Annotated in this window: 16 protein-coding genes and 1 pseudogene; 12 read left to right on the top strand and 5 right to left on the bottom strand. The window is 63.8% G+C overall.

Annotated features, from left to right (window positions below; all coding sequences use genetic code 11):
- Positions 1 to 149 (bottom strand): annotated as a pseudogene (locus ACIQLF_RS18285) (serine hydroxymethyltransferase); the annotation flags it as partial.
- Positions 150 to 312: 163 nt separating this feature from the next.
- On the opposite strand from ACIQLF_RS18285, the gene ACIQLF_RS18290 reads away from it, so the two are divergent.
- Positions 313 to 984, top strand: coding sequence for a GntR family transcriptional regulator (locus ACIQLF_RS18290; RefSeq protein WP_400301595.1), 672 nt, complete (start codon positions 313 to 315; stop codon positions 982 to 984).
- Here the strand turns inward: ACIQLF_RS18290 and ACIQLF_RS18295 are convergent.
- Entirely contained in the window at positions 981 to 2489 is a 1509-nt protein-coding gene (locus ACIQLF_RS18295; RefSeq protein ID WP_400301597.1) for a PucR family transcriptional regulator, read from the bottom strand. The genes ACIQLF_RS18290 and ACIQLF_RS18295 overlap by 4 nt on opposite strands.
- Positions 2490 to 2665: 176 nt before the next feature.
- Here ACIQLF_RS18295 and ACIQLF_RS18300 point away from each other — a divergent pair, with 176 nt between their 5' ends.
- The 6 genes from ACIQLF_RS18300 to ACIQLF_RS18325 all read left to right on the top strand — a co-directional run bounded on the left by ACIQLF_RS18300 (position 2666) and on the right by ACIQLF_RS18325 (position 9755).
- On the top strand, positions 2666 to 4267 hold the full coding sequence (locus ACIQLF_RS18300; protein WP_400301599.1) for a purine-cytosine permease family protein: 1602 nt from the start codon (positions 2666 to 2668) through the stop codon (positions 4265 to 4267).
- 169 nt (positions 4268 to 4436) lie between these two features.
- On the top strand, positions 4437 to 5231 hold the full coding sequence (locus ACIQLF_RS18305; RefSeq protein ID WP_400301601.1) for a creatininase: 795 nt from the start codon (positions 4437 to 4439) through the stop codon (positions 5229 to 5231).
- A 259-nt stretch (positions 5232 to 5490) separates the two neighbouring features.
- Positions 5491 to 6891: an MFS transporter gene (locus ACIQLF_RS18310; protein ID WP_400301604.1), complete on the top strand. Its 1401-nt coding sequence runs from the start codon at positions 5491 to 5493 to the stop codon at positions 6889 to 6891.
- Positions 6892 to 6948: 57 nt separating this feature from the next.
- Complete coding sequence (locus tag ACIQLF_RS18315) at positions 6949 to 8205, top strand: aminopeptidase P family protein (RefSeq protein WP_400301607.1); 1257 nt, start codon at positions 6949 to 6951, stop codon at positions 8203 to 8205.
- Positions 8206 to 8345: 140 nt separating this feature from the next.
- Entirely contained in the window at positions 8346 to 8816 is a 471-nt protein-coding gene (locus tag ACIQLF_RS18320) for a nucleoside deaminase (protein ID WP_400301610.1), read from the top strand.
- 144 nt (positions 8817 to 8960) lie between these two features.
- Positions 8961 to 9755 carry an IclR family transcriptional regulator gene (locus tag ACIQLF_RS18325; RefSeq protein WP_400301612.1) on the top strand — a complete coding sequence of 265 codons (795 nt, stop codon included), beginning with the start codon at positions 8961 to 8963 and terminating at the stop codon, positions 9753 to 9755.
- 124 nt (positions 9756 to 9879) lie between these two features.
- On the opposite strand, the gene ACIQLF_RS18330 is transcribed toward ACIQLF_RS18325, so the two are convergent.
- Positions 9880 to 11217 (bottom strand): hypothetical protein, encoded by a 1338-nt coding sequence (locus tag ACIQLF_RS18330; RefSeq protein WP_400301615.1) that lies wholly within the window; start codon positions 11215 to 11217, stop codon positions 9880 to 9882.
- A gap of 209 nt (positions 11218 to 11426) precedes the next feature.
- Between ACIQLF_RS18330 and ACIQLF_RS18335 the strand changes: the two genes are divergently transcribed.
- Positions 11427 to 13115 (top strand): FAD-binding dehydrogenase, encoded by a 1689-nt coding sequence (locus tag ACIQLF_RS18335; RefSeq protein ID WP_400301618.1) that lies wholly within the window; start codon positions 11427 to 11429, stop codon positions 13113 to 13115.
- A 50-nt stretch (positions 13116 to 13165) separates the two neighbouring features.
- Here the strand turns inward: ACIQLF_RS18335 and ACIQLF_RS18340 are convergent, their stop codons facing one another.
- The gene (locus ACIQLF_RS18340) at positions 13166 to 13378 is read right to left on the bottom strand and encodes a hypothetical protein (RefSeq protein WP_400301621.1); all 213 of its coding nucleotides are present in this window, start codon (positions 13376 to 13378) and stop codon (positions 13166 to 13168) included.
- Positions 13379 to 13435: 57 nt separating this feature from the next.
- Between ACIQLF_RS18340 and ACIQLF_RS18345 the strand changes: the two genes are divergently transcribed.
- Both ACIQLF_RS18345 and ACIQLF_RS18350 read left to right on the top strand, forming a co-directional pair.
- The gene (locus tag ACIQLF_RS18345) at positions 13436 to 13927 is read left to right on the top strand and encodes a DUF2087 domain-containing protein (RefSeq protein WP_400301623.1); all 492 of its coding nucleotides are present in this window, start codon (positions 13436 to 13438) and stop codon (positions 13925 to 13927) included.
- 90 nt (positions 13928 to 14017) lie between these two features.
- Positions 14018 to 14836, top strand: a complete 819-nt coding sequence (locus ACIQLF_RS18350; RefSeq protein WP_400301626.1) for a hypothetical protein — start codon at positions 14018 to 14020, stop codon at positions 14834 to 14836.
- Here ACIQLF_RS18350 and ACIQLF_RS18355 read toward each other — a convergent pair.
- On the bottom strand, positions 14833 to 15693 hold the full coding sequence (locus tag ACIQLF_RS18355; protein WP_400301628.1) for an inositol monophosphatase family protein: 861 nt from the start codon (positions 15691 to 15693) through the stop codon (positions 14833 to 14835). The two genes, ACIQLF_RS18350 and ACIQLF_RS18355, sit on opposite strands and share 4 nt — an antisense overlap.
- 158 nt (positions 15694 to 15851) lie before the next feature.
- On the opposite strand from ACIQLF_RS18355, the gene ACIQLF_RS18360 reads away from it, so the two are divergent.
- Together ACIQLF_RS18360 and ACIQLF_RS18365 are read left to right on the top strand one after the other, a co-directional pair.
- The gene (locus ACIQLF_RS18360; protein ID WP_400301630.1) at positions 15852 to 16316 is read left to right on the top strand and encodes a MarR family winged helix-turn-helix transcriptional regulator; all 465 of its coding nucleotides are present in this window, start codon (positions 15852 to 15854) and stop codon (positions 16314 to 16316) included.
- Positions 16313 to 17872: an MFS transporter gene (locus ACIQLF_RS18365; protein WP_400301632.1), complete on the top strand. Its 1560-nt coding sequence runs from the start codon at positions 16313 to 16315 to the stop codon at positions 17870 to 17872. Before ACIQLF_RS18360 ends, ACIQLF_RS18365 begins: the two co-directional genes overlap by 4 nt.
- Positions 17873 to 17884 lie beyond the last annotated feature (12 nt).

Genomic DNA, 17884 nt, shown 5'->3' on the forward strand with positions numbered 1-17884 from the left:
AGGGCCGTGTGGTTCTCCGAGGCGATCATTTCCAGGCCGCGCTGCTGGCGGGCCAGCTCCGCGTCGATGCGCTCCGCAATCTCCGGATCAAGGGTCGCAATGCTCTCGGTCAAGGTTGACTCGACGAGCGTCGTGGTCGTAAGTGCCATCCGGTTTCCACTCCTGAAGTACAAGTTGTTGATGATTGATATATCAGAACTGGTTGCAATGCTATGATGGGGATCACATGCTGTCAATGGCCCTGCCGGAAGATGTCGCAACGGCACCCAAACTAAGATGTTTCCCGTATTTTCCACGCTAAGGAGTCGTCAGATGAGCAACATCGCAGTTCCCGCAGAGCTCGCCGAAGCGCCCGTTTCCTTGGCGGAGCAGGCCTACCGCGACATCCGAGACCGCCTCATCATGCTGGACATCCGGCCCGGCGAACCGATCAACGACGGCCAGCTGGCCCTCGAGCTGGGCATCGGGCGCACCCCCGTGCGCGAGGCGCTCAAGCGGCTGGAGACCGACCATCTGGTCGTCTCCTATCCGCGCCGGGGCACCTTTGCCACCATCGTGGACATCACCGAGTTGGCCGATGTCTCGGAAATCCGCCGGGTCCTCGAGCCGCTGGCTGCCCGCAAGGCAGCGCAAAGCGCGTCGGACCGGAGCCGCCGGGAGCTGGCCGAGCTGGCGCGGGACATCGAACGGCTGGGGGAGCGCGACGTGGACAAGCGCGGGCTCATGACCTTCGACCTCAACGTGCACCGACTGATCTACAAGGCGGCCGGCAACCCGCACCTCGAGGACACGCTGATCCGCCTGGACAACCTGGCTACCCGCATTTGGTGCCTGGTGCTGGACAAGGTTCCATCCGTGGCGGGGCATGTCGATGAGCACGTGGCCCTGCTCGATGCCATTGTCGAGGGCCGGGCCGATGATGCCGCTGACTTGGCGCTCGGGCATATCTCCAGTTTCGAGCAGACCATCCGCGCGGTCCTCTAGGTTTTCAGCACCGGCTCGAAGGAGTTTTGCGCGAGTTTCGTGGCAAGGTGCAGCGCCGCCATGCGCGAGGTGCCGCGCGGGTCTCCGCCCAGGATCTCGAAGATCTTGTTGAGCCGCTTGTGCAGGGTCTGGCGTTCGAGGAAGAGGGTGGTGGCCGTCGCCGTTGAATTGCAGCCCGAGGTCAGCCATGTTTCAAGGGTCTTGACCAGGTTGCTTCCGCGCTGGGCGTCGTGTTCCAGGAGTTCGGAGAGTAGTTCCTGGGTGAACCGGTAAACGGCATCGCCGTCGAGTTCCCGGGCGCAGAACCGTTCCAGGACGACGTCGTCGCAGTCCCTGAGCCCGCCGGCATGCGGCATGCTGCTCACCAGATGTTCGGCAAGCAGCGCCTCGCGCAACGACCAAGAACCGTGCGTGGCGTCGTGCACGCCCGGCCCCATGACACCATGGACGGCCAGTGGGTGGATGTCGGCACGCATCAGCTCCAGAAGGCGCCTGCGATCCGCGCGGGCGAAGTCGGGGTTCAGCGGAATGAGACCGTAGAGGTATTCCGAATCCATGTATGTCTTGATTTCCGGGCTGTGCCTGCGCAGGATCCGTTCAAGTGCGCCGCGGATGCGCCCCAGTTCGACGCTGCGGAAAATGAGGATCGCCATGGGTGTCGTCACCGACAGGCCGACCTGTGCACTCAACTCGCGGATCTCGGGGGCACTCGAATTGCGGATGATTGCCTGGATGAGTGCCGAGTCGGCAATTTGCGAGCGGGTCGGCCTGTGGTGCTGCGCCAGTGCCAAGGCGAGGATGCTGCCCAGCCGTTCGGCGATCGTCGATAGCAGTTCCCGATCCGCCTCGCGCGGGCTTTGCAGGCGAAGCCTGGCGGCGACCACGTCGCCGACGAAAATGTCCGAGACGATTTCCAGGGCTTCGTCCTCCTCCGGAATACTTCGGCTCGTGGCCAGCGGGACGCCGGCCAGATCCACCAGAAGGGCATTGACCGACAGTGCGTCTGCGATCAGCATGACCAGCGGCGTGAGGTTCGGCCCGGCGGTGGCAATGTGCTGTGCCAGCTGCTGGGAGATCGCATCGGCACGCTGCAACGCCAATGCCTGCTGCGAGACGATGATGCGGTTGATGGTCTCGGCCATTTCCACGAAGGGAACGGTTATCCGTAACTCAATCAACGGAAGGCCGGCGTCCTCGGCCGCCTCGATGAGTCGCTTCCCAATGCCCATGGGCAGCCCGGCCGTCTCGATCGCAAGGGCCGAGACATTCCTGTCGGCAAGGCTTTGGACGTACTGGACCTGTGCCTCATGGCGTAACTTAAGCAGCGCCTGGCCCCCGCTGAGCAGCAACTCCTCGCCACGCAGGAGGGGTGCAATCTCAAGCACCTCGCTCGAATGCACCCACCGGACGCCCGTCTGTTCAATGCGCGTGGCTCCCGCCAGGATTTGCGGTCGCGACTTGAGGAAAAGAGGGCTGTCCAGTACGTCCTGCAGCGGCAAAAGCATGCGTCACTCCTCGAGCGAAACTATTTGATGTCCGGTTTCACGCCACTCGCGATGGTGACAATGTGTCACCCGATGTGGCGAAGTTATATACATTCCGAGTGTACCTAGTGGCGTGGATCACTCCTAAGCTTGTGGATAAGTTCTTGTCGAACCCCCGCAGTCGAGAGAGTGAACCAATGAGTAGAGATGTTGCCAGTTCATCTGAAAGTGTGACCCATGAGGTCGAGGACTCCCTGCAGCCGATCCCGGAATCGGCCCGAACCACCAAGCTATCCGGTCAGTTCTGGATCTGGGCGGGGGCCAACGTGGCTCCCATCAACTGGATTCTCGGAGCCCTCGGCATCCACCTTGGCCTCGGCCTGGCCGACACCCTGACGGTCCTGATCGCCGGAAACGTCATCGGCATGCTCGGATTCGGATTCTTCGTAATCCTCGGACAAAAGACGGGCGCCACGGGCATGCTGTTGGCCCGCGGCGCCTTCGGCCGCCGCGGCGCATACCTGCCGGCGGCCATCCAGGCGGTCATCGCCATCGGCTGGTCCGCAGTCAACACCTGGGTCATCCTGGACCTGATCATGGCGCTGTTCGGCATGATCGGCTGGGTGGATCCGTCCGCGAGCAACATGGGTTGGCGCATCGGGACCGCGGCGGCCATCATGTCCATCCAGGTGGCCATCTGCTACCGCGGATACAAGGCCATCGCACGCTTCGAACGCATCACCATGCCGCCGACGATCCTGGTGCTCATCGCCATGTCGATCCTGGCCTGGACGCAGCTGGACATCGACTGGAGCTACCAGGGTCCCGTCGGCGAAGTGCTCACCGGAATGCCGCGCATCGCCGCCATGTCCTCCATCATGACCGCCATCGGCATCGGCTGGGGCATCGGCTGGTTCACCTACGCACCTGACTACTCGCGCTTCGTGTCCAAGCGCATCAAGTCGCACAAGCTCTACATCGTCAGTGTCCTCGGCCAGTTCCTTCCCGTCGTGTGGCTTGGAATCTTGGGGGCAAGCCTCGCGACCAAGAACGGAACTGCCGACCCCGGGCAGCTGATCGTCGAAAGCTTCGGCACCCTGTCGATCCCGGTGATCCTTCTGGTTATCCACGGGCCGATCGCCACCAACATCATCAACATGTACACCTTCGGTGTTGCCACGCAGGCGCTGGACATCAACATCTCCCGCAAGAAGCTCTCGATCATGGTCGGCTTCCTGTCCATGGGCGCGGTCATTGCATTCCTCTTCGCCCATGACTTCGCCGAGGTCCTGCACAACTGGATCATCGCCATCGCGGCATGGGTCGCGACCTGGGGCGGCATCATGGCTGTCCACTACTTTGTCTTCGAGCGCCGGCACAAGGACTTCTCCTACCTGTTCCTCGATCCCAAGTCGACCAAGCTCAGGTCCTTCAATCCCGCGGCATTCATTGCCTTCGCCGGCGGAATCTTCATGACCTGGATGTGCATGTACGGTTCGGTTCCGGAGCTGCAGGGCCCGATTGCCACCGCCGTGGGCGGCATCGACTTTTCCTGGCTGGCGGGGACCGCCACCAGTGCAGGGCTGTACTACGCCCTGGGCTACAGCCGATTCAAGTCCCGCATCGAGCAGGGTGTGCCGCTGGGACTGAAGCTTGACTGCTCCGATGCGGAATTCATCAAGGAGCACGGCAGCGCCGAATTCCTGAGGACCGAACAGCGCATCGACGACGAGCCGGTGGCGGCAGGCAACCACATTGTCGACGATTCGGATCAGGCAAAACATGAGGTCGGTTCGTAGCCGCCAACCCTCAGCTCCGGCAAGGCATGGTGGGCCCCGTGGCGGCAAGGGTTGCCGCGGGGCCCACCGCACTTGCAACAGTTATCCAAGCCCATTCCCCTGTTCACTGCAGTACGCGCGCGGCCGGCACGAGGTCAGTCGCTTCGCACCACATAACAAGGAGCCCCCGATGCAGTCGGTCTTTCTGGAAGATATCGATGCCGATACCTATGCCGCATATGTGGCCCAGCCCCATGCGACGGTGATCATCCCCGCCGGTGCAACCGAACAACACGGCCCGCACATGCCACTTGGCGTCGATGCGATGTTGTCGCGGGCCATCGCAGCGGAGGTGGCGCGGAAGCTCGGCGCCGTGGTGGCTCCGGCGATTACATACGGCTACAAGTCGCAGCCACGCTCCGGCGGAGGAAACCACCGGATCGGAACCACGAGCCTGAGCGGAGCGACGCTCAGCGGCCAGGTCGAGGACGTTGCCCGTTCCTTCCTCGGCCAGGGGTTCACCAAGGTGGTCATCCTCAACGGTCATTTTGAAAACTACCAATTCATCTACGAGGGCTTGGAGATCGCCGTGGGCCGCGCCCTGGAAACCGGGCTGGATGCACGCGCCATGTTGCTTTCCTACTGGGACTTCGTGGATGAGGAAACTCTGGAAAAGGTCTTCCCCGACGGCTTCCTGGGTTGGGACATCGAGCATGGCGGCGTGCTGGAGACCTCCCTCATGTTGCTGCTGCATCCGGAAAAGGTGGACATGTCCCGTGCCGTTGACCATCCGCCGGCACAGCTGAAGACCTATGACGTTTTCCCCGAGGATCCGTCGCGCACACCTGCCAGCGGATGCCTGTCCTCGCCGCTCGGCGCCAGCGCCGAGCGTGGGCAGCTGCTCCTGGATGCCGTGACCAACGGTGTGGCAGGGGCCGTCGAGGCCGAGTACTCGTTGTCCACGGAAGTCCTTGGGACCAGATAGCGGCAGTTGTGGCTCGTCGTGCTCGCGTGCGGTGCGCCTGGATCCGGCGGAATTGGTGCCGAATGTGGGCCCCTGGGCCATTGACGACACGCGTGTTTGGGCGCCCAGGGAAACCGGGCGCCCAAGTGTTTTGGCACCAAGCACAAAGGGGTATGACGCAGGTCAAATCCAACCCTTGACAGTGATGCGGGACACAAATACAGTGAGTGCAACAGCGTTGCAATGAATGCAACTCCAATTCCTTCTGGTGGTAATCCCAATGAATCAGAGCAACAACACCCCGGCCGGCACCCCCGCCCCCGAACGTTCTGCAACGACCTCTCTCACCACAGATCCACGCATCGATCTTGGCCCTACGCTCAGTGGCCAGGAGCGACCCGATCCTGCAGGGATCGGCAAGAAAACCCGCCGTAAGGTCGTGGCCGCAAGCTTCATCGGCAACTTCGTCGAGTGGTTCGACTACGCTGTCTACGGCTACCTGGCAGTCACCATCACCGCGGTCTTCTTCCCGGAATCGGATCCGCAGACCGGGCTCATGCTGACCTTCGCACTCTTTGCGATCTCCTTCCTGGTCCGCCCCTTGGGCGGTTTCTTCTGGGGTCACCTGGGCGACAAGATCGGCCGGCGCGAGGCGCTGTCTTGGTCGATCCTGATCATGTCAGCAGCGACCTTCTGCATCGCGCTGATTCCTTCCTACGCAACCATCGGAATCTGGGCGCCGATACTGCTGCTCATCATCCGCGTGCTCCAGGGCTTCTCCGCCTCGGGCGAATACGCCGGAGCCTCTGCCTTCCTGGTGGAATACGCGCCGGCCAACCGCCGAGGGCTCTATGCGGCGGTCGTACCGGCGAGCACCGCCGCCGGCCTGCTGCTGGGCTCGCTGCTGGCGGCACTGTTGACCGGCCTGCTTGAACCGGGACAGATGCAGGATTGGGGCTGGCGCTTGCCGTTCCTCCTGGCCGCACCCATGGGCCTGATCGGCCGCTACATCCGCACCAAGCTCGAGGACTCCCCGGTCTTCAAGGAGCTCGCCAAGGAAGACGAAGTCATCAAGGCGCCGGTCAGCATGCTGTTCAAGAACCACTGGCGCCAGCTGATCCAGGCCGTGGGCGCGGTCCTGCTCAACGCGGTCGGCTTCTATGTCATCCTCAGCTATATGCCCACCTACCTGTCTCAGGAGCTGGGAATGGATGAAACCGCATCCTACGTGGCGACCACGGTTGCCTTGTTGACCTACATCGGCTTCATCTTCCTCACCGGCATGCTCTCTGACCGGCTGGGGCGCAAGAAGGTCCTGATGAGCGCATCGATCCTCTTCGTGGTGCTCACCGTTCCTGCGTTCATGCTCCTGGACACCGGCAACTTCGTCATCATCCTGCTCGTGCAGGTCCTACTCGGTGGCATGCTCAGCCTCAACGACGGAACGCTGCCCAGCTACCTGGCCGAAATGTTCCCCACCCGGGTCCGCTACTCCGGATTCGCCGTGAGCTTCAACCTTTCCAACGCGCTCTTCGGCGGCACCGCACCGTTCGTGGCAACCGTCCTGATTGCAACCTCCGGGAGCCTGTTGGCCCCGGGCTGGTACCTCATGGCTGCGGCCGTCATCTCCCTGATCGCCGTCGCCTGCTCCGTGGAAACCAGCAAAAAGGCCCTGGCCTAGCTCCCTCACCTTCTTCCCGCGCAACAACACCAAACATCAAGAACACAGGAGAACATCATGACCATTACACCGGCAACCGCAACCAACGTTTCCGAGCTTGAACGACTGAAGACCCTGCACAACGGCACCAAGCAGAAACTGACGTTCTCCGATGCCGAGTTCGAGCGCCGCCTGTCCGGCCTGCGCCGGATCATGGCCGCCAAGGACCTGGACGCGGTCATCCTGACCAGCTACCACGGCATCAAGTACTACTCGGACTTCCTGTACACCACCTTCGGCCGCAACTACGCCCTGGTCGTCACCGCCAACGAGTCGGTCACGATCACCGCCAACATCGACGCCGGCATGCCATGGCGCACCAGCTACGGCGACAACATCGTCTACACCGACTGGCAGCGCGACAACTTCTACTTCGGCCTGCAGGAAGCCCTGCGTCGCGCGGGCGTCAAGGCTTCCCGCATCGGCGTCGAGGACGACGCCCTGCCGGTGATGACCCGCCAGCGCATCCAGGATGCCTTCGGCGGCGCCACCCTGGTGGACGTCTCGCAGGATGCCATGCGCCAGCGCATGATCAAGTCCGCGGAGGAGATCGAGGTCATCAAGCACGGTGCACGCATCGGCGACCTCGGCGGCGAGGCCATCAAGGCGGCCATCCGCGAGGGCATCACCGAGTACGAGGTAGCACTCATCGGCACCGAGGCCATGGTCCACGAGATCGCCAAGACCTTCCCGGACCGCGAAGTGCGCGACACCTGGGTCTGGTTCCAGTCCGGCATCAACACCGACGGCGCCCACAACTGGGCCACCACCCGCAAGCTGCAGCGCGGCGACATCCTCTCGCTGAACTGCTTCCCGATGACCTCGGGCTACTACACCGCGCTGGAGCGCACCCTCTTCCTCGGAGAGCCGGACGAGCGTTCGCTGGAACTCTGGAACGTCAACGTCGAGGTCCACAAGCGCGGCCTGGAACTGATCAAGCCGGGCGCGGTCTGCAAGGACATCGCCGCGGAGCTCAACGAGATCTACATCGGCCACGGCCTGCTGCCGAACCGCACCTTCGGCTACGGCCACTCCTTCGGCGTCCTGTCGCACTACTACGGCCGCGAGGCGGGCCTGGAACTGCGCGAGGACATCGACACGGTTCTCGAGCCGGGCATGGTCGTCTCGATGGAACCGATGATCACGGTGCTTGACGGCGAGCCGGGTGCCGGCGGCTACCGCGAGCACGACATCCTGGTCATTGGCGAGGACAACAGCGTCGAGAACATCACCAAGTTCGGCTTCGGTCCGGAAAACAACATCATCGACCGCTAGGCAGCACCCTGTGGGTGGCGTTCCAAGGGACGCCACCCACTTTGGGCTTTAACCAAAATCCGCGGCGGGCCCGCCAGTGGCCGGCGCCGCCGCGTACCGTTGACCAAGACGAAGAAGATGCCGAACAGGGAATGCAGACCATGAACCAGCAGGAACTACACGAGCACGACCGCGCGGGCTACGCGCTGGCCCTTGAGGAAGCCCTGCTGGGCGCCGCCGAAGGGGGCATTCCCATCGGGTCCAGCCTCTTCGAGGGCGGGACGAGGATCGGCAGCGGGCACAACCGGCGGGTCCAAAACGGGGATCCCACCTCGCACGGGGAGATCGATTGCCTGCGCAACGTTGGCCGCCGCGCCTCGTACGCGGGAACCACCTTGTACTCGACGCTGGCACCCTGCGCGCTGTGCTCCGGCGCCATCATCCTGTTCGGCATTCCGCGGGTTGTCGTCGGGGAAAACAAGAACTTCGACGGGGAACTCGAGCTGCTTCGGGACCGCGGCGTCGAGGTGGTGCTCATCGACGACGCGGAGGCCACCGCCCTCATGGGCCAATTCATCGCCGAGAACCCGGGCCTCTGGAACGAGGACATCGGAGTTCCGGAAGACGCCTGAAACGTGGCGGGAATGCGACAAGATGCCTGCACCGCAACAGGGTTGGCCCTGCCCGCCCGCAAATCACGGTAACGTCGACGTGAACGAATCCAACGCCGTTCGGCAGCGTTGCCCATATCCGCCGGATCTTACCTAGGAGCCCAGATGGTTGCCCAAGCGGCCGAACCCAACGCCACGGAATCCCGCGGCGCCTCGGTCATCGTCAACGTGATCGATGTCCTGCGGTGCTTCACCGTCGAGCATCCCGTGCTGGGTGTCACCGAAATCGCGGCCAAGGTCGGGCTCCACAAGTCGAGCATTTCGCGGATCCTCGCGACGCTTGAACAGGAACGCATCGTGGCCCGCGACGAGAACACGCGCAAATACAGCCTCGGCCTGGGGCTCATCGCCGTGGCCGGGCCGTTGCTGGCCAACCTCGACGTGCGGCGGATTTCGTTCCCGATCCTCGAGGAACTGGCACAAGCGACAGGCGAAACAGCCGTGCTCAATATCTGGGACGGGGCCGAATCCGTCTCGGTTGAGCAGATTCCCAGCGTGCACCAGGTCAAGCACACCTCCGTCATGGGCAGCCGCTACAACACGGCGCTGAGCGCCTCGGTGCAGGTATTCCTCGCCCACGAGGGTGGGCAGGCGGCCCGGGACCTGCTGGAATCCGGCGGCATCGTCCTGCCCGAAAACAGCGCCGATGTGCGGGATGCGTACATGGCCCGGCTCGGGGAGGTTCGTGCGCTGGGTTATGCGGCGAACCACGGGGAAACCTCCAGCGACGAGGTCGGCGTTGCTGCCCCGATCTACGACCACCGGGGCAGTGTCGTTGCCTGCGCCATGATCGCGGCACCCTTCTACCGGGTTTCCAAGGAGCAGCTCCACGAACTGGGCATGGCATGCATCCGCGCGGCACAGCAGATCAGCATGCGAATGGGTGCCCAGCCCGCATAGTCCCGCTCCGGTGGTGCGCACCCGAGCCTGGTGGCCCGTATTGCCATCGCTTCTTGCCATCGATCCCGTCGGAGCCGGCCGCCGGCGCACTTGCCTTCGGGACTTTCGCCCGGAAAGACAATAGCTACTTGCTGGCAATCAGCGGTGAGCCCAGGGCCCGGTCGTTGGCTTCGAACCACGCCCTGCCGTGGCGGTAGCGGATTGCATATCCGCCCAGCCCCGCAGGGACTAGGTCAATGCGATCGAGCACTCCGCTTGGCGGGGGTAGCGGACGCTCCCAGTGTGGTTCTTCGAAGCCGGGTTCGCGCTCGGGCGCGAGGTAGTCCAGGTAGGGATCGCACTCTACCCACCCGTTCTCGAATCGGGCCGGCAGGCCGGTAAATGCGTGCCCGGCATAGCCGATGAGCAAAGACCTATTGGCCTCCGCCGGCGCCGATGATGGTTCGGGGGAATCTTCGTCCCACAACCATGTGTTCGTGGCATTGGAGCGGAACTCCTCGGGGGCCAGGGAGTTGATCTGGTCGAGGCCGTGAACCGGACAGTAATTGGAAGCCGAAACTCCAAAGGTTTCGTAAAAGTCCTCATCTTCGTCCGGATCAGACCGGAGGTATTCCTCAATGCAAATGCACGTCGGGAGGGATTGCGCTTCGCCGAAGGGCACCGTGCCGAGATCCCTGGAATGCTGTGACCACAGTCCTTGAACCGGGCCGTTGCCCACCGGAACATGCCACACTGAGTTGCCGACGTGCCGGCGGGCCATACCCCGCCAGCCACAGCGCAACCACTGAATGAGTGCCAGAATGCTCATGCCTGCCGCGGCCGTTGTGAGGTAGTCGGAGAGTGCCAGGTCACCGAGCTCCTTGTGTGTGTGGCCCAACTCGGTTGGCGCGATCACTAGAGTTGCCACCCAGAAGAGAGCGGCAACAAGGCTAAGACCTGCGGCCCAGCAAATGCCGCGCCGCGTGACGCGCTTGAGCGCTTTGCCGGCGATCGGCCCGAGCTCAACGGTTTGTCTGGTGCCAGAGGCTTTGGCGAGAGTGTGGACGGCGCGGATTTGCCGGACGGTGAAATTTGCCTGGAAAAACCACCAGAGCGTTGCCGCAATTGTGCCCGCCCACCAGATAAGTGCGCTCGGATTTCCGTCAACGGTGAACGGCACAGCCGCATAGAGCAAAACGAGAGGTGCCATTGCGACAGCGAGCCGGCCAAAAAACCAGCCGCCGACAGAAAAGAGAATGGCCATGAAAATTGCGGAAATGCCGAACATGTCGAGAACCTGGTAAGTGCCATCCCAGTATTCCGGAGGGAGGTCCTCCCATCCCCGGTCGGCGATGAACGCGGCGCTTGTTGTCGCGACTCCGATCAAACATGCAACGACCATCTGGCGCCAAGCGGCGGGGCGCAGCGGCAGCGCGGACCATTCTTGTGCGTCGGGCCTCACCAAGGAGTAAGTCTTGTTCATGCTGCAACCAGGGCGTTCATGGGATTATTCTCGCATTCGAGATCCAATCTGCATTTTGCGCAAACGCGATGATCGACTGAATTCCGGAAATCGGATCGGCAATGGCTGACGTCGAGCAGGGGCCTTTTTCCAAGGAAACCGGAATGTGAGAGTGCTTGCTGTCCTGCGAAGCTGGTGTGATCGCCGTTACCATTCGGTAGGGTGGGTCCATGGCGCACACACCACATTCGAAAAACTTTGATGTCATTGTCGTCGGCGCGGGCCTCTCCGGGCTGGTCGCCGCCACCGAGGCGGTCAACGCGGGCAGCCGGGTGCTGCTGATCGACCAGGAATCCGAGGCGAACCTCGGGGCCCAGGCCCATTGGAGCTTTGGCGGGATCTTCCTCGTCGACTCGCCCGAGCAGCGCCGGCTGGGGGTCAAGGACTCCGAGGAGCTGGCCCTCCGGGACTGGTTCGCGACGGCTGGATTCGACCGCGAGGAAGACCACTGGCCCCGCGAGTGGGCCAAGGCCTACGTACGCTGGGCCGCGGGCGGAAAACGCGCGTGGCTGCGCGAGCGCGGCGTCAGGTTCTTCCCCGTCGTCGGCTGGGCGGAGCGCGGCGGCGCCGGGGCGCAGGGCCCCGGAAACTCGGTCCCGCGATTCCACATCACCTGGGGGACCGGACCCGGGATCGTCGAGCCGTTCGCCGAGGCCGCGAAGACGGCCGTTGCCAAGGGACAGTTGACCATGTTGTGGCGCCACCAACTCGACGAGCTGGCCATGTCCGAAGGCGCCGCGATCGGCGTGCGCGGCACCCTGCTGGAGCCCGATGACGCCGAACGCGGGGTGGCCACCAACCGGAACGCGATCGGCACGTTCGAGTACTTTGCCCCGGCAGTCATCGTCGCCACAGGCGGCATCGGCGGCAACATCGACAAGGTCAGGGCAGCCTGGCCCGAACGCCTGGGTACGGCGCCAAAAAACATGGTCGCCGGCGTCCCCGCACACGTGGACGGGCGCGGGCTCGACATCGCCGAGCGTGCCGGCGGCCAGCTGGTCAACGGAGACCGGATGTGGCACTACACAGAGGGCATCGCCAACTGGAACCCCGTGTGGCGAAACCACGGGATCCGCATCCTGCCCGGGCCGAGCTCCCTGTGGCTCGATGCCACGGGCAAGCGCCTGCCTGATCCGCTGTGGCCGGGATTCGACACCCTCGGCACCCTGGAACACCTGCGCGGGACCGGCCACGACCACAGCTGGTTCATCCTCAACCGGCGCATCATCGGCAAGGAGTTCGCGCTCTCGGGAAGCGAGCAGAACCCCGACCTGACGGGCAAGGACGTGCGCGCGGTGCTGGCCAGGGCCAAAGTCGATGTGCCGGATCCGGTGCAGGCATTCCTGGACCACGGCGAGGACTTTGTGCAGGCGCCGAACCTCGACGAGCTGGTGAAAAAGATGAACGAGCTCACCGGCGAGGATCTGCTCGACCCCGCCGAGGTCGCGGCGGTGGTCGGCGCGCGGGATGCGGCCGTCCGGAATCCCTTCGGCAAGGACGGGCAGATTTCCGCGGTCACCAGCGCACGGAACTACGTGGGGGACAAGCTCGTGCGCAGCGTCAAGCCCCATCCGTTGACCGATCCCAAGGCCGGGCCGCTGGTTGCCGTCCGGCTGAACATCCTGACCCGCAAGTCCCTGGGCGGCCTCAACACGGATTTGGACTCCCGCGTCTTGAATGCCGAGGGCGAGCCTGTCCCGGGCCTGTATGCGGCGGGGGAGGCCGCCGGGTTTGGCGGTGGTGGTTGCCACGGCTACCGCGCGCTCGAGGGAACATTCCTGGGCGGTTGCCTGTTCAGCGGGCGGTCGGCCGGGCGGGCGGCGTCGCAAGCCCGGGCCGTTGCGGTCGGCCGGACATAGGAAAACCACACCGATCGCGAGTTTCCCGGCCGGTGTGGTTTCGGACTGGATCAGTGCGTGAAGTGGTAAACCGTCCCAAAGAGGGCGGCGGATATGCCGAAGGAAACACCTATCAGCATGGGTGTCCACGTGCCGTTGTTGCTGGCCAGGAAAATTGCGAACACCCCGAACAGCAATGCTGCCAGGATGCCGCCGAGGATGAGGGATCCGCCACCGTGGTGGTGCGCGGCGGCCTGTGCATTTCGGTGAAATAGAGTAGCCATGCCCTCAGGGTATGCCCGAGAAGTTGGAAAAACGAGGGAAAAACAGTGAAGGAACCAATGAGCGAATCGACGGCCGACTGGCGGCAGGTATTCGGTGCCCTGGCCAATGAAGAAACACGCCGTGCATACGCCCACGCGGTGCTGGGAATCCCCGGGGACCTGCCGCCGGCGCGGCAGGCCAAGGCCGAGAAAAACCTGCAGGCCGCGGGGTTGCTCACCGCCGAGGGGATGGTCAACGATGGCGTTTATGCGCGGACCTTGGCGGTCGGTGCCTCGAACATGCCCAAGGAAGGGATCGACCGTTTCCTGGATGCCGACGGCCGCATCGATCGGTACCCCAAGAACTACGGGGAGCGACTTTCCCTGCTGCGGTCCATCGGGGCCCGGGTGATGAAGCACGGCGAGGAGCTCAACGAGCCGGACCTCACCCTGCGCCTTGAGGACCTGACCGACGATGCGGTGCTGCTGCGGCGGTACTTGGTTGACTATGGTGTGCTCCTTCGTCGTCCGGATGGATCCGTCTACCGCCTGAGTGATGGTTCCGACTAGTCGGATTGTGCCAAGCTCCAAGAAGCGGGTAATTTCGTTCTAGAGCCGCAGAGCGACCAGCACGCCAATCCCTTCTGTTCAAGGAGCCAAATGTCCGACCCGAATACCTCGCCAGGCGGCGGCTCAAGCCACGAGTCGTGGAACCGGCAGGGATCCGGCGGGCACTACACGGACCAGTACGCGGGCCAGTACCAGGGCGGAGCCCCGGGGCAGGCCCGGCAACAGGACTACTACCAGGGGCAATATCCTGGGCAGTATCAGGGACAGTACCCGGCGTATGGATCCTATGGCTACGGTCCCGGCGGCTGGAATGCTCCCGAACGCACACATGGCATGACCACGTTCGCGATGGTCACCGGCATCGTGGCGGCAACGATTTCGATCGTCCCGGTCTTTGGGTTCGCGGCCTTCCTGCTGGGTCCGCTTGCCATGGTGCTGGGCATCGTCGGCATTGCCAAGCGGCTGAACCGCCGCGGCTTCTCTGTGACCGCGTTGGTGACCGGCGCGTTCGGGCTGCTGGTTTCGATACTTTATGCACTCCTGTTCACGACGCTCATGTCCTTCATTGATCGCAGCGACACCTATGAATTCGTTGCGTCTTCCACCGGCGAGTACCAGATTTCCCTCACCACCACCGAACCCGCCGCTGCGGTGACCAGCAACCAGCGCGGCACCTTCACCGAAAGCCATATCGCATCGACCCTCTTCGGCGGCGTGATCGCCACGAACGTCGGCGACAACGACGGCATCGTCCGCTGCGAGGTTTTCGATTCCGAGGGCTACCTCGTCATCGAGGATGAGGACGAAGGCATCGGCGCCCAGGCACAATGCATGATCGGGGCTTCCTGGCTCGAAAACACCGAGGACTACTCGGTCAGCGACGAACTCAAGGCCATGGCGGGCAACTAGCCGCCAAAGCCCGCCGCGCGCCGCGCGGAAATGATTCGTTCGACCGACGCGGTGGCGGCCGGATACTCGGCACCCGGTCCGAGGGCAATGAAGCATGGCGCTGCGTAGTCGGGCAGCCGCTCGTCGTCATAGCGGTAGGCCAGGTAGCGCCCGCCAGCGCGCCGCACCAACAGCGCGCCAGCGGCAATGTCCCAGGGTTTGGTGTCCAGGCCCAGGGTGACGTCGCACCAACCGGCGGCCACATGGGCCAGTGCCAGGGCCGCAGAAACCTTGCGGCGCACCGTGGCGAAGGCCGTGACCCAAGATCCGAATTCGGCCAAGCCCAGGGAACCGTCGACAACCAACGCCTCCGCCGAGGGGTAGTCGGTCATGAGGTTGGCGTGGGCCTGGTCGGGCCGGGGCGCGGGAGTCAGGATCTCCCCGTTGAGGTACGCATGCTCCGCGTCGGCCGTGAATTCATGGCCCGCCATCGGATCCAGCACGACGGCGGCGAGCAGCTCGCCGTCGCGCGCCGCGGCGATCGAGATGCAGAAGAATGCGATTCCGTGCGTGAAATTGCTGGTTCCGTCAATGGGATCCACGATCCACTGGATGCTTCCGTTGCCGGTGGTCCCGCCCTCTTCGCCCAGGACCCGCGAGTCGGGTTCCGCCCCGGTGAGGTGGGTGCGGATGATTTCTTCGCTGTGCCGGTCGAAGGCCGTGACCAGGTCGTGGGCATTGGTCTTGTTTTCGCGTTGTACGTCGTTGCGGAAGGCTTCACGCAAGACCGGTGCGGCCAGTCGTGCCGCTTCCAGTGCAGTCAAGCGCAGTCGGGAAGCTAGTGCGATGTCGGCCGGGCTGAAGTTTTCGGTGCTCACGGGATCAAGCGTAGTCGCAAACGTCTCACCAAATTAGTTTGACGGAGCAACTAAATTGCCCATATGGTTGACCGAGGCAACATTTGCCTAGGTCAACTAATTTTCGATTCGAGGAGTGCCGTCCTTTGCCTCAGGGTGATTCGCAAACATTGGAACTCGTGGAGAGCGTCAGCTCGCTGAACCGCACCCTGCGACAGCTCGTTCACCTGGGCGAGGGTGGCCAGAAGGTCGGCTTCGCCGCGATGGGGGTGCTCCTCTACGTCTACCGAAACCAGCCCACGCGGGCCACCGACGTTGCGCAGTGGATCGGGATCGGCCCCGCCGCGCTGAGCCGGCAGGTTGCGGACCTGGAGTCCATGGGGCTTCTGGAACGCACCCCATGCCGCAACGATGCCAGGGCGCAACTCATTTCGCTGACACCAGAGGGCAAGGACGAGGTGGACCGCGCCTACAAGCGCCGGACCGACCTGCTGTCCGATCTGCTCAAGGACTGGGACCCGACGGAGATCGCGGAGGCCGCGGCCACCGTGAACCGGATCCAGCAAGCGCTTCGCGCAGGCGTCGACCAGTTGCAAGGCAAGAACCTACCCGTGGCGGAAGCTGCACAGGAAGGAAAAGCATGAGCGAGCAGTCAACCGCCGTGACGCGCGAGCGCCAGGGCGACCAGCCTCAGATGGACCAGAAGGAGGTGCTGCGCTCCATCGTCGGCGTCCTGGCCGCGTTCTTCGCTGCAATGCTGGCCACCACCATCGTCTCGATCGCACTGCCGACCATCATGGACGCCCTCAGCGGCACGCAGACCGACTTCAACTGGGTCCTCACCGCGGCACTGCTGGCCAACGCCGCCACCACCCCGATCTGGGGCAAGCTGGCCGACCTCTTCGACAAGAAGAAGCTGCTGCAGGTCGGCATCCTGACCTTCGTTGCGGGTTCCCTGCTGGCCGGGTTCGCGATCAACATCCCCATGCTCATGAGCGCCCGCGTGATCCAGGGCATCGGCATGGGCGGGCTGACCGCCATGGGCATGGCCGTGATCGGCACCGTCATTCCGCCCCGCGAACGCGGACGCTACTCGGGCTACTTCGGCGGCGTGATGGCGCTGGCCACGGCCGGTGGACCGCTGCTGGGCGGCGTGATCGTCGACTCGCCGCTGGGCTGGCGCTGGACCTTCTTCATCGGCGTCCCGATTGCGCTGATTTCCATGTGGATGATCCACAAGACGCTGCACATCAAGCACGTTGCCCGCAAGGTGTACATCGACTGGGCCGGCGCCGTGCTGGTGACGGTTTCCGTGTCCGTGCTGCTGATCTGGGTTTCCTACGTCGGCAAGGCCGGCTACTTCGAATTCAACTCCTGGCAGACCTACTCCATGGTCGGCGGCTCGCTGGCGCTGATCGCGCTGCTGATCTGGATCGAGGGACGCGTCCCGGAGCCGATCATCCCGCTGCGCATCATCGCCATGCGCACCACCGCGCTGTCCATCATTGCCTCGGTCTCGATCGGCGTGGCGATGTTCGGCTCCGGCGCCTTCCTGGGCCAGTACTTCCAGGTGGCCCGCGAGGCCAGCCCCACCCTGGCCGGCGTCATGACGCTGCCGATGATCCTGGGCAACCTGTTCGGCTCGGTGTTCTCCGGGCAGATGATTTCCCGGCACGGCCGGTGGAAGATCTTCCTGGTCGTCGGAGCTAGCGTCAACATCGGCGCGCTGGCGCTGCTGGGCACCATGTCCCACGACACCAACTACTGGATCCTGGCCACCGGCATGTTCTTCAACGGCGTAGGCATGGGCTTCATGGTGCAGAACCTGGTGCTCGCCGTGCAGAACAACGTCAAGGTCACCGACATCGGCACCGCGAGCTCGTCAGTGGCGTTCTTCCGCTCCGTCGGCGGGGCGGCCGGCGTCGCGGTGCTCGGCGCGATGCTGTCCGACAAGGTCAGCTCGCTGGTCATCCACGCACTCATTGCCGCGCACCTGATCTCCCCGGACGGTTCCGGTGGGGTTGCCTCGGGAAGCACGTCGCTGGACTTGTCCACCATGCCGCCGGCCGTGCGGGTCATGTACGAGACGGCCTTCGGCGACGCCACGGGCGTCATCTTCATGGCCTCGGCCGCCGTTGCCGTGGTTGCGCTGGTCTGCATCCTGTTCATCAAGGAAGCCCCGCTGCGCCGGACCGTCTAGATGCGAAGTGTC

The sequence above is a fragment of the Paeniglutamicibacter sp. NPDC091659 genome (assembly GCF_044756805.1).
Lineage (GTDB): Bacteria > Actinomycetota > Actinomycetes > Actinomycetales > Micrococcaceae > Paeniglutamicibacter.

Bases quoted from the DNA above. Each gene is read 5' to 3' on its own strand.
- ACIQLF_RS18290 (WP_400301595.1), top strand. From the start codon at position 313: ATGAGCAACATCGCAGTTCCCGCAGAGCTCGCCGAAGCGCCCGTTTCC.
- ACIQLF_RS18295 (WP_400301597.1), bottom strand. From the start codon at position 2,489: ATGCTTTTGCCGCTGCAGGACGTACTGGACAGCCCTCTTTTCCTCAAG.
- ACIQLF_RS18300 (WP_400301599.1), top strand. From the start codon at position 2,666: ATGAGTAGAGATGTTGCCAGTTCATCTGAAAGTGTGACCCATGAGGTC.
- ACIQLF_RS18305 (WP_400301601.1), top strand. From the start codon at position 4,437: ATGCAGTCGGTCTTTCTGGAAGATATCGATGCCGATACCTATGCCGCA.
- ACIQLF_RS18310 (WP_400301604.1), top strand. From the start codon at position 5,491: ATGAATCAGAGCAACAACACCCCGGCCGGCACCCCCGCCCCCGAACGT.
- ACIQLF_RS18315 (WP_400301607.1), top strand. From the start codon at position 6,949: ATGACCATTACACCGGCAACCGCAACCAACGTTTCCGAGCTTGAACGA.
- ACIQLF_RS18320 (WP_400301610.1), top strand. From the start codon at position 8,346: ATGAACCAGCAGGAACTACACGAGCACGACCGCGCGGGCTACGCGCTG.
- ACIQLF_RS18325 (WP_400301612.1), top strand. From the start codon at position 8,961: ATGGTTGCCCAAGCGGCCGAACCCAACGCCACGGAATCCCGCGGCGCC.
- ACIQLF_RS18330 (WP_400301615.1), bottom strand. From the start codon at position 11,217: ATGAACAAGACTTACTCCTTGGTGAGGCCCGACGCACAAGAATGGTCC.
- ACIQLF_RS18335 (WP_400301618.1), top strand. From the start codon at position 11,427: ATGGCGCACACACCACATTCGAAAAACTTTGATGTCATTGTCGTCGGC.
- ACIQLF_RS18340 (WP_400301621.1), bottom strand. From the start codon at position 13,378: ATGGCTACTCTATTTCACCGAAATGCACAGGCCGCCGCGCACCACCAC.
- ACIQLF_RS18345 (WP_400301623.1), top strand. From the start codon at position 13,436: ATGAGCGAATCGACGGCCGACTGGCGGCAGGTATTCGGTGCCCTGGCC.
- ACIQLF_RS18350 (WP_400301626.1), top strand. From the start codon at position 14,018: ATGTCCGACCCGAATACCTCGCCAGGCGGCGGCTCAAGCCACGAGTCG.
- ACIQLF_RS18365 (WP_400301632.1), top strand. From the start codon at position 16,313: ATGAGCGAGCAGTCAACCGCCGTGACGCGCGAGCGCCAGGGCGACCAG.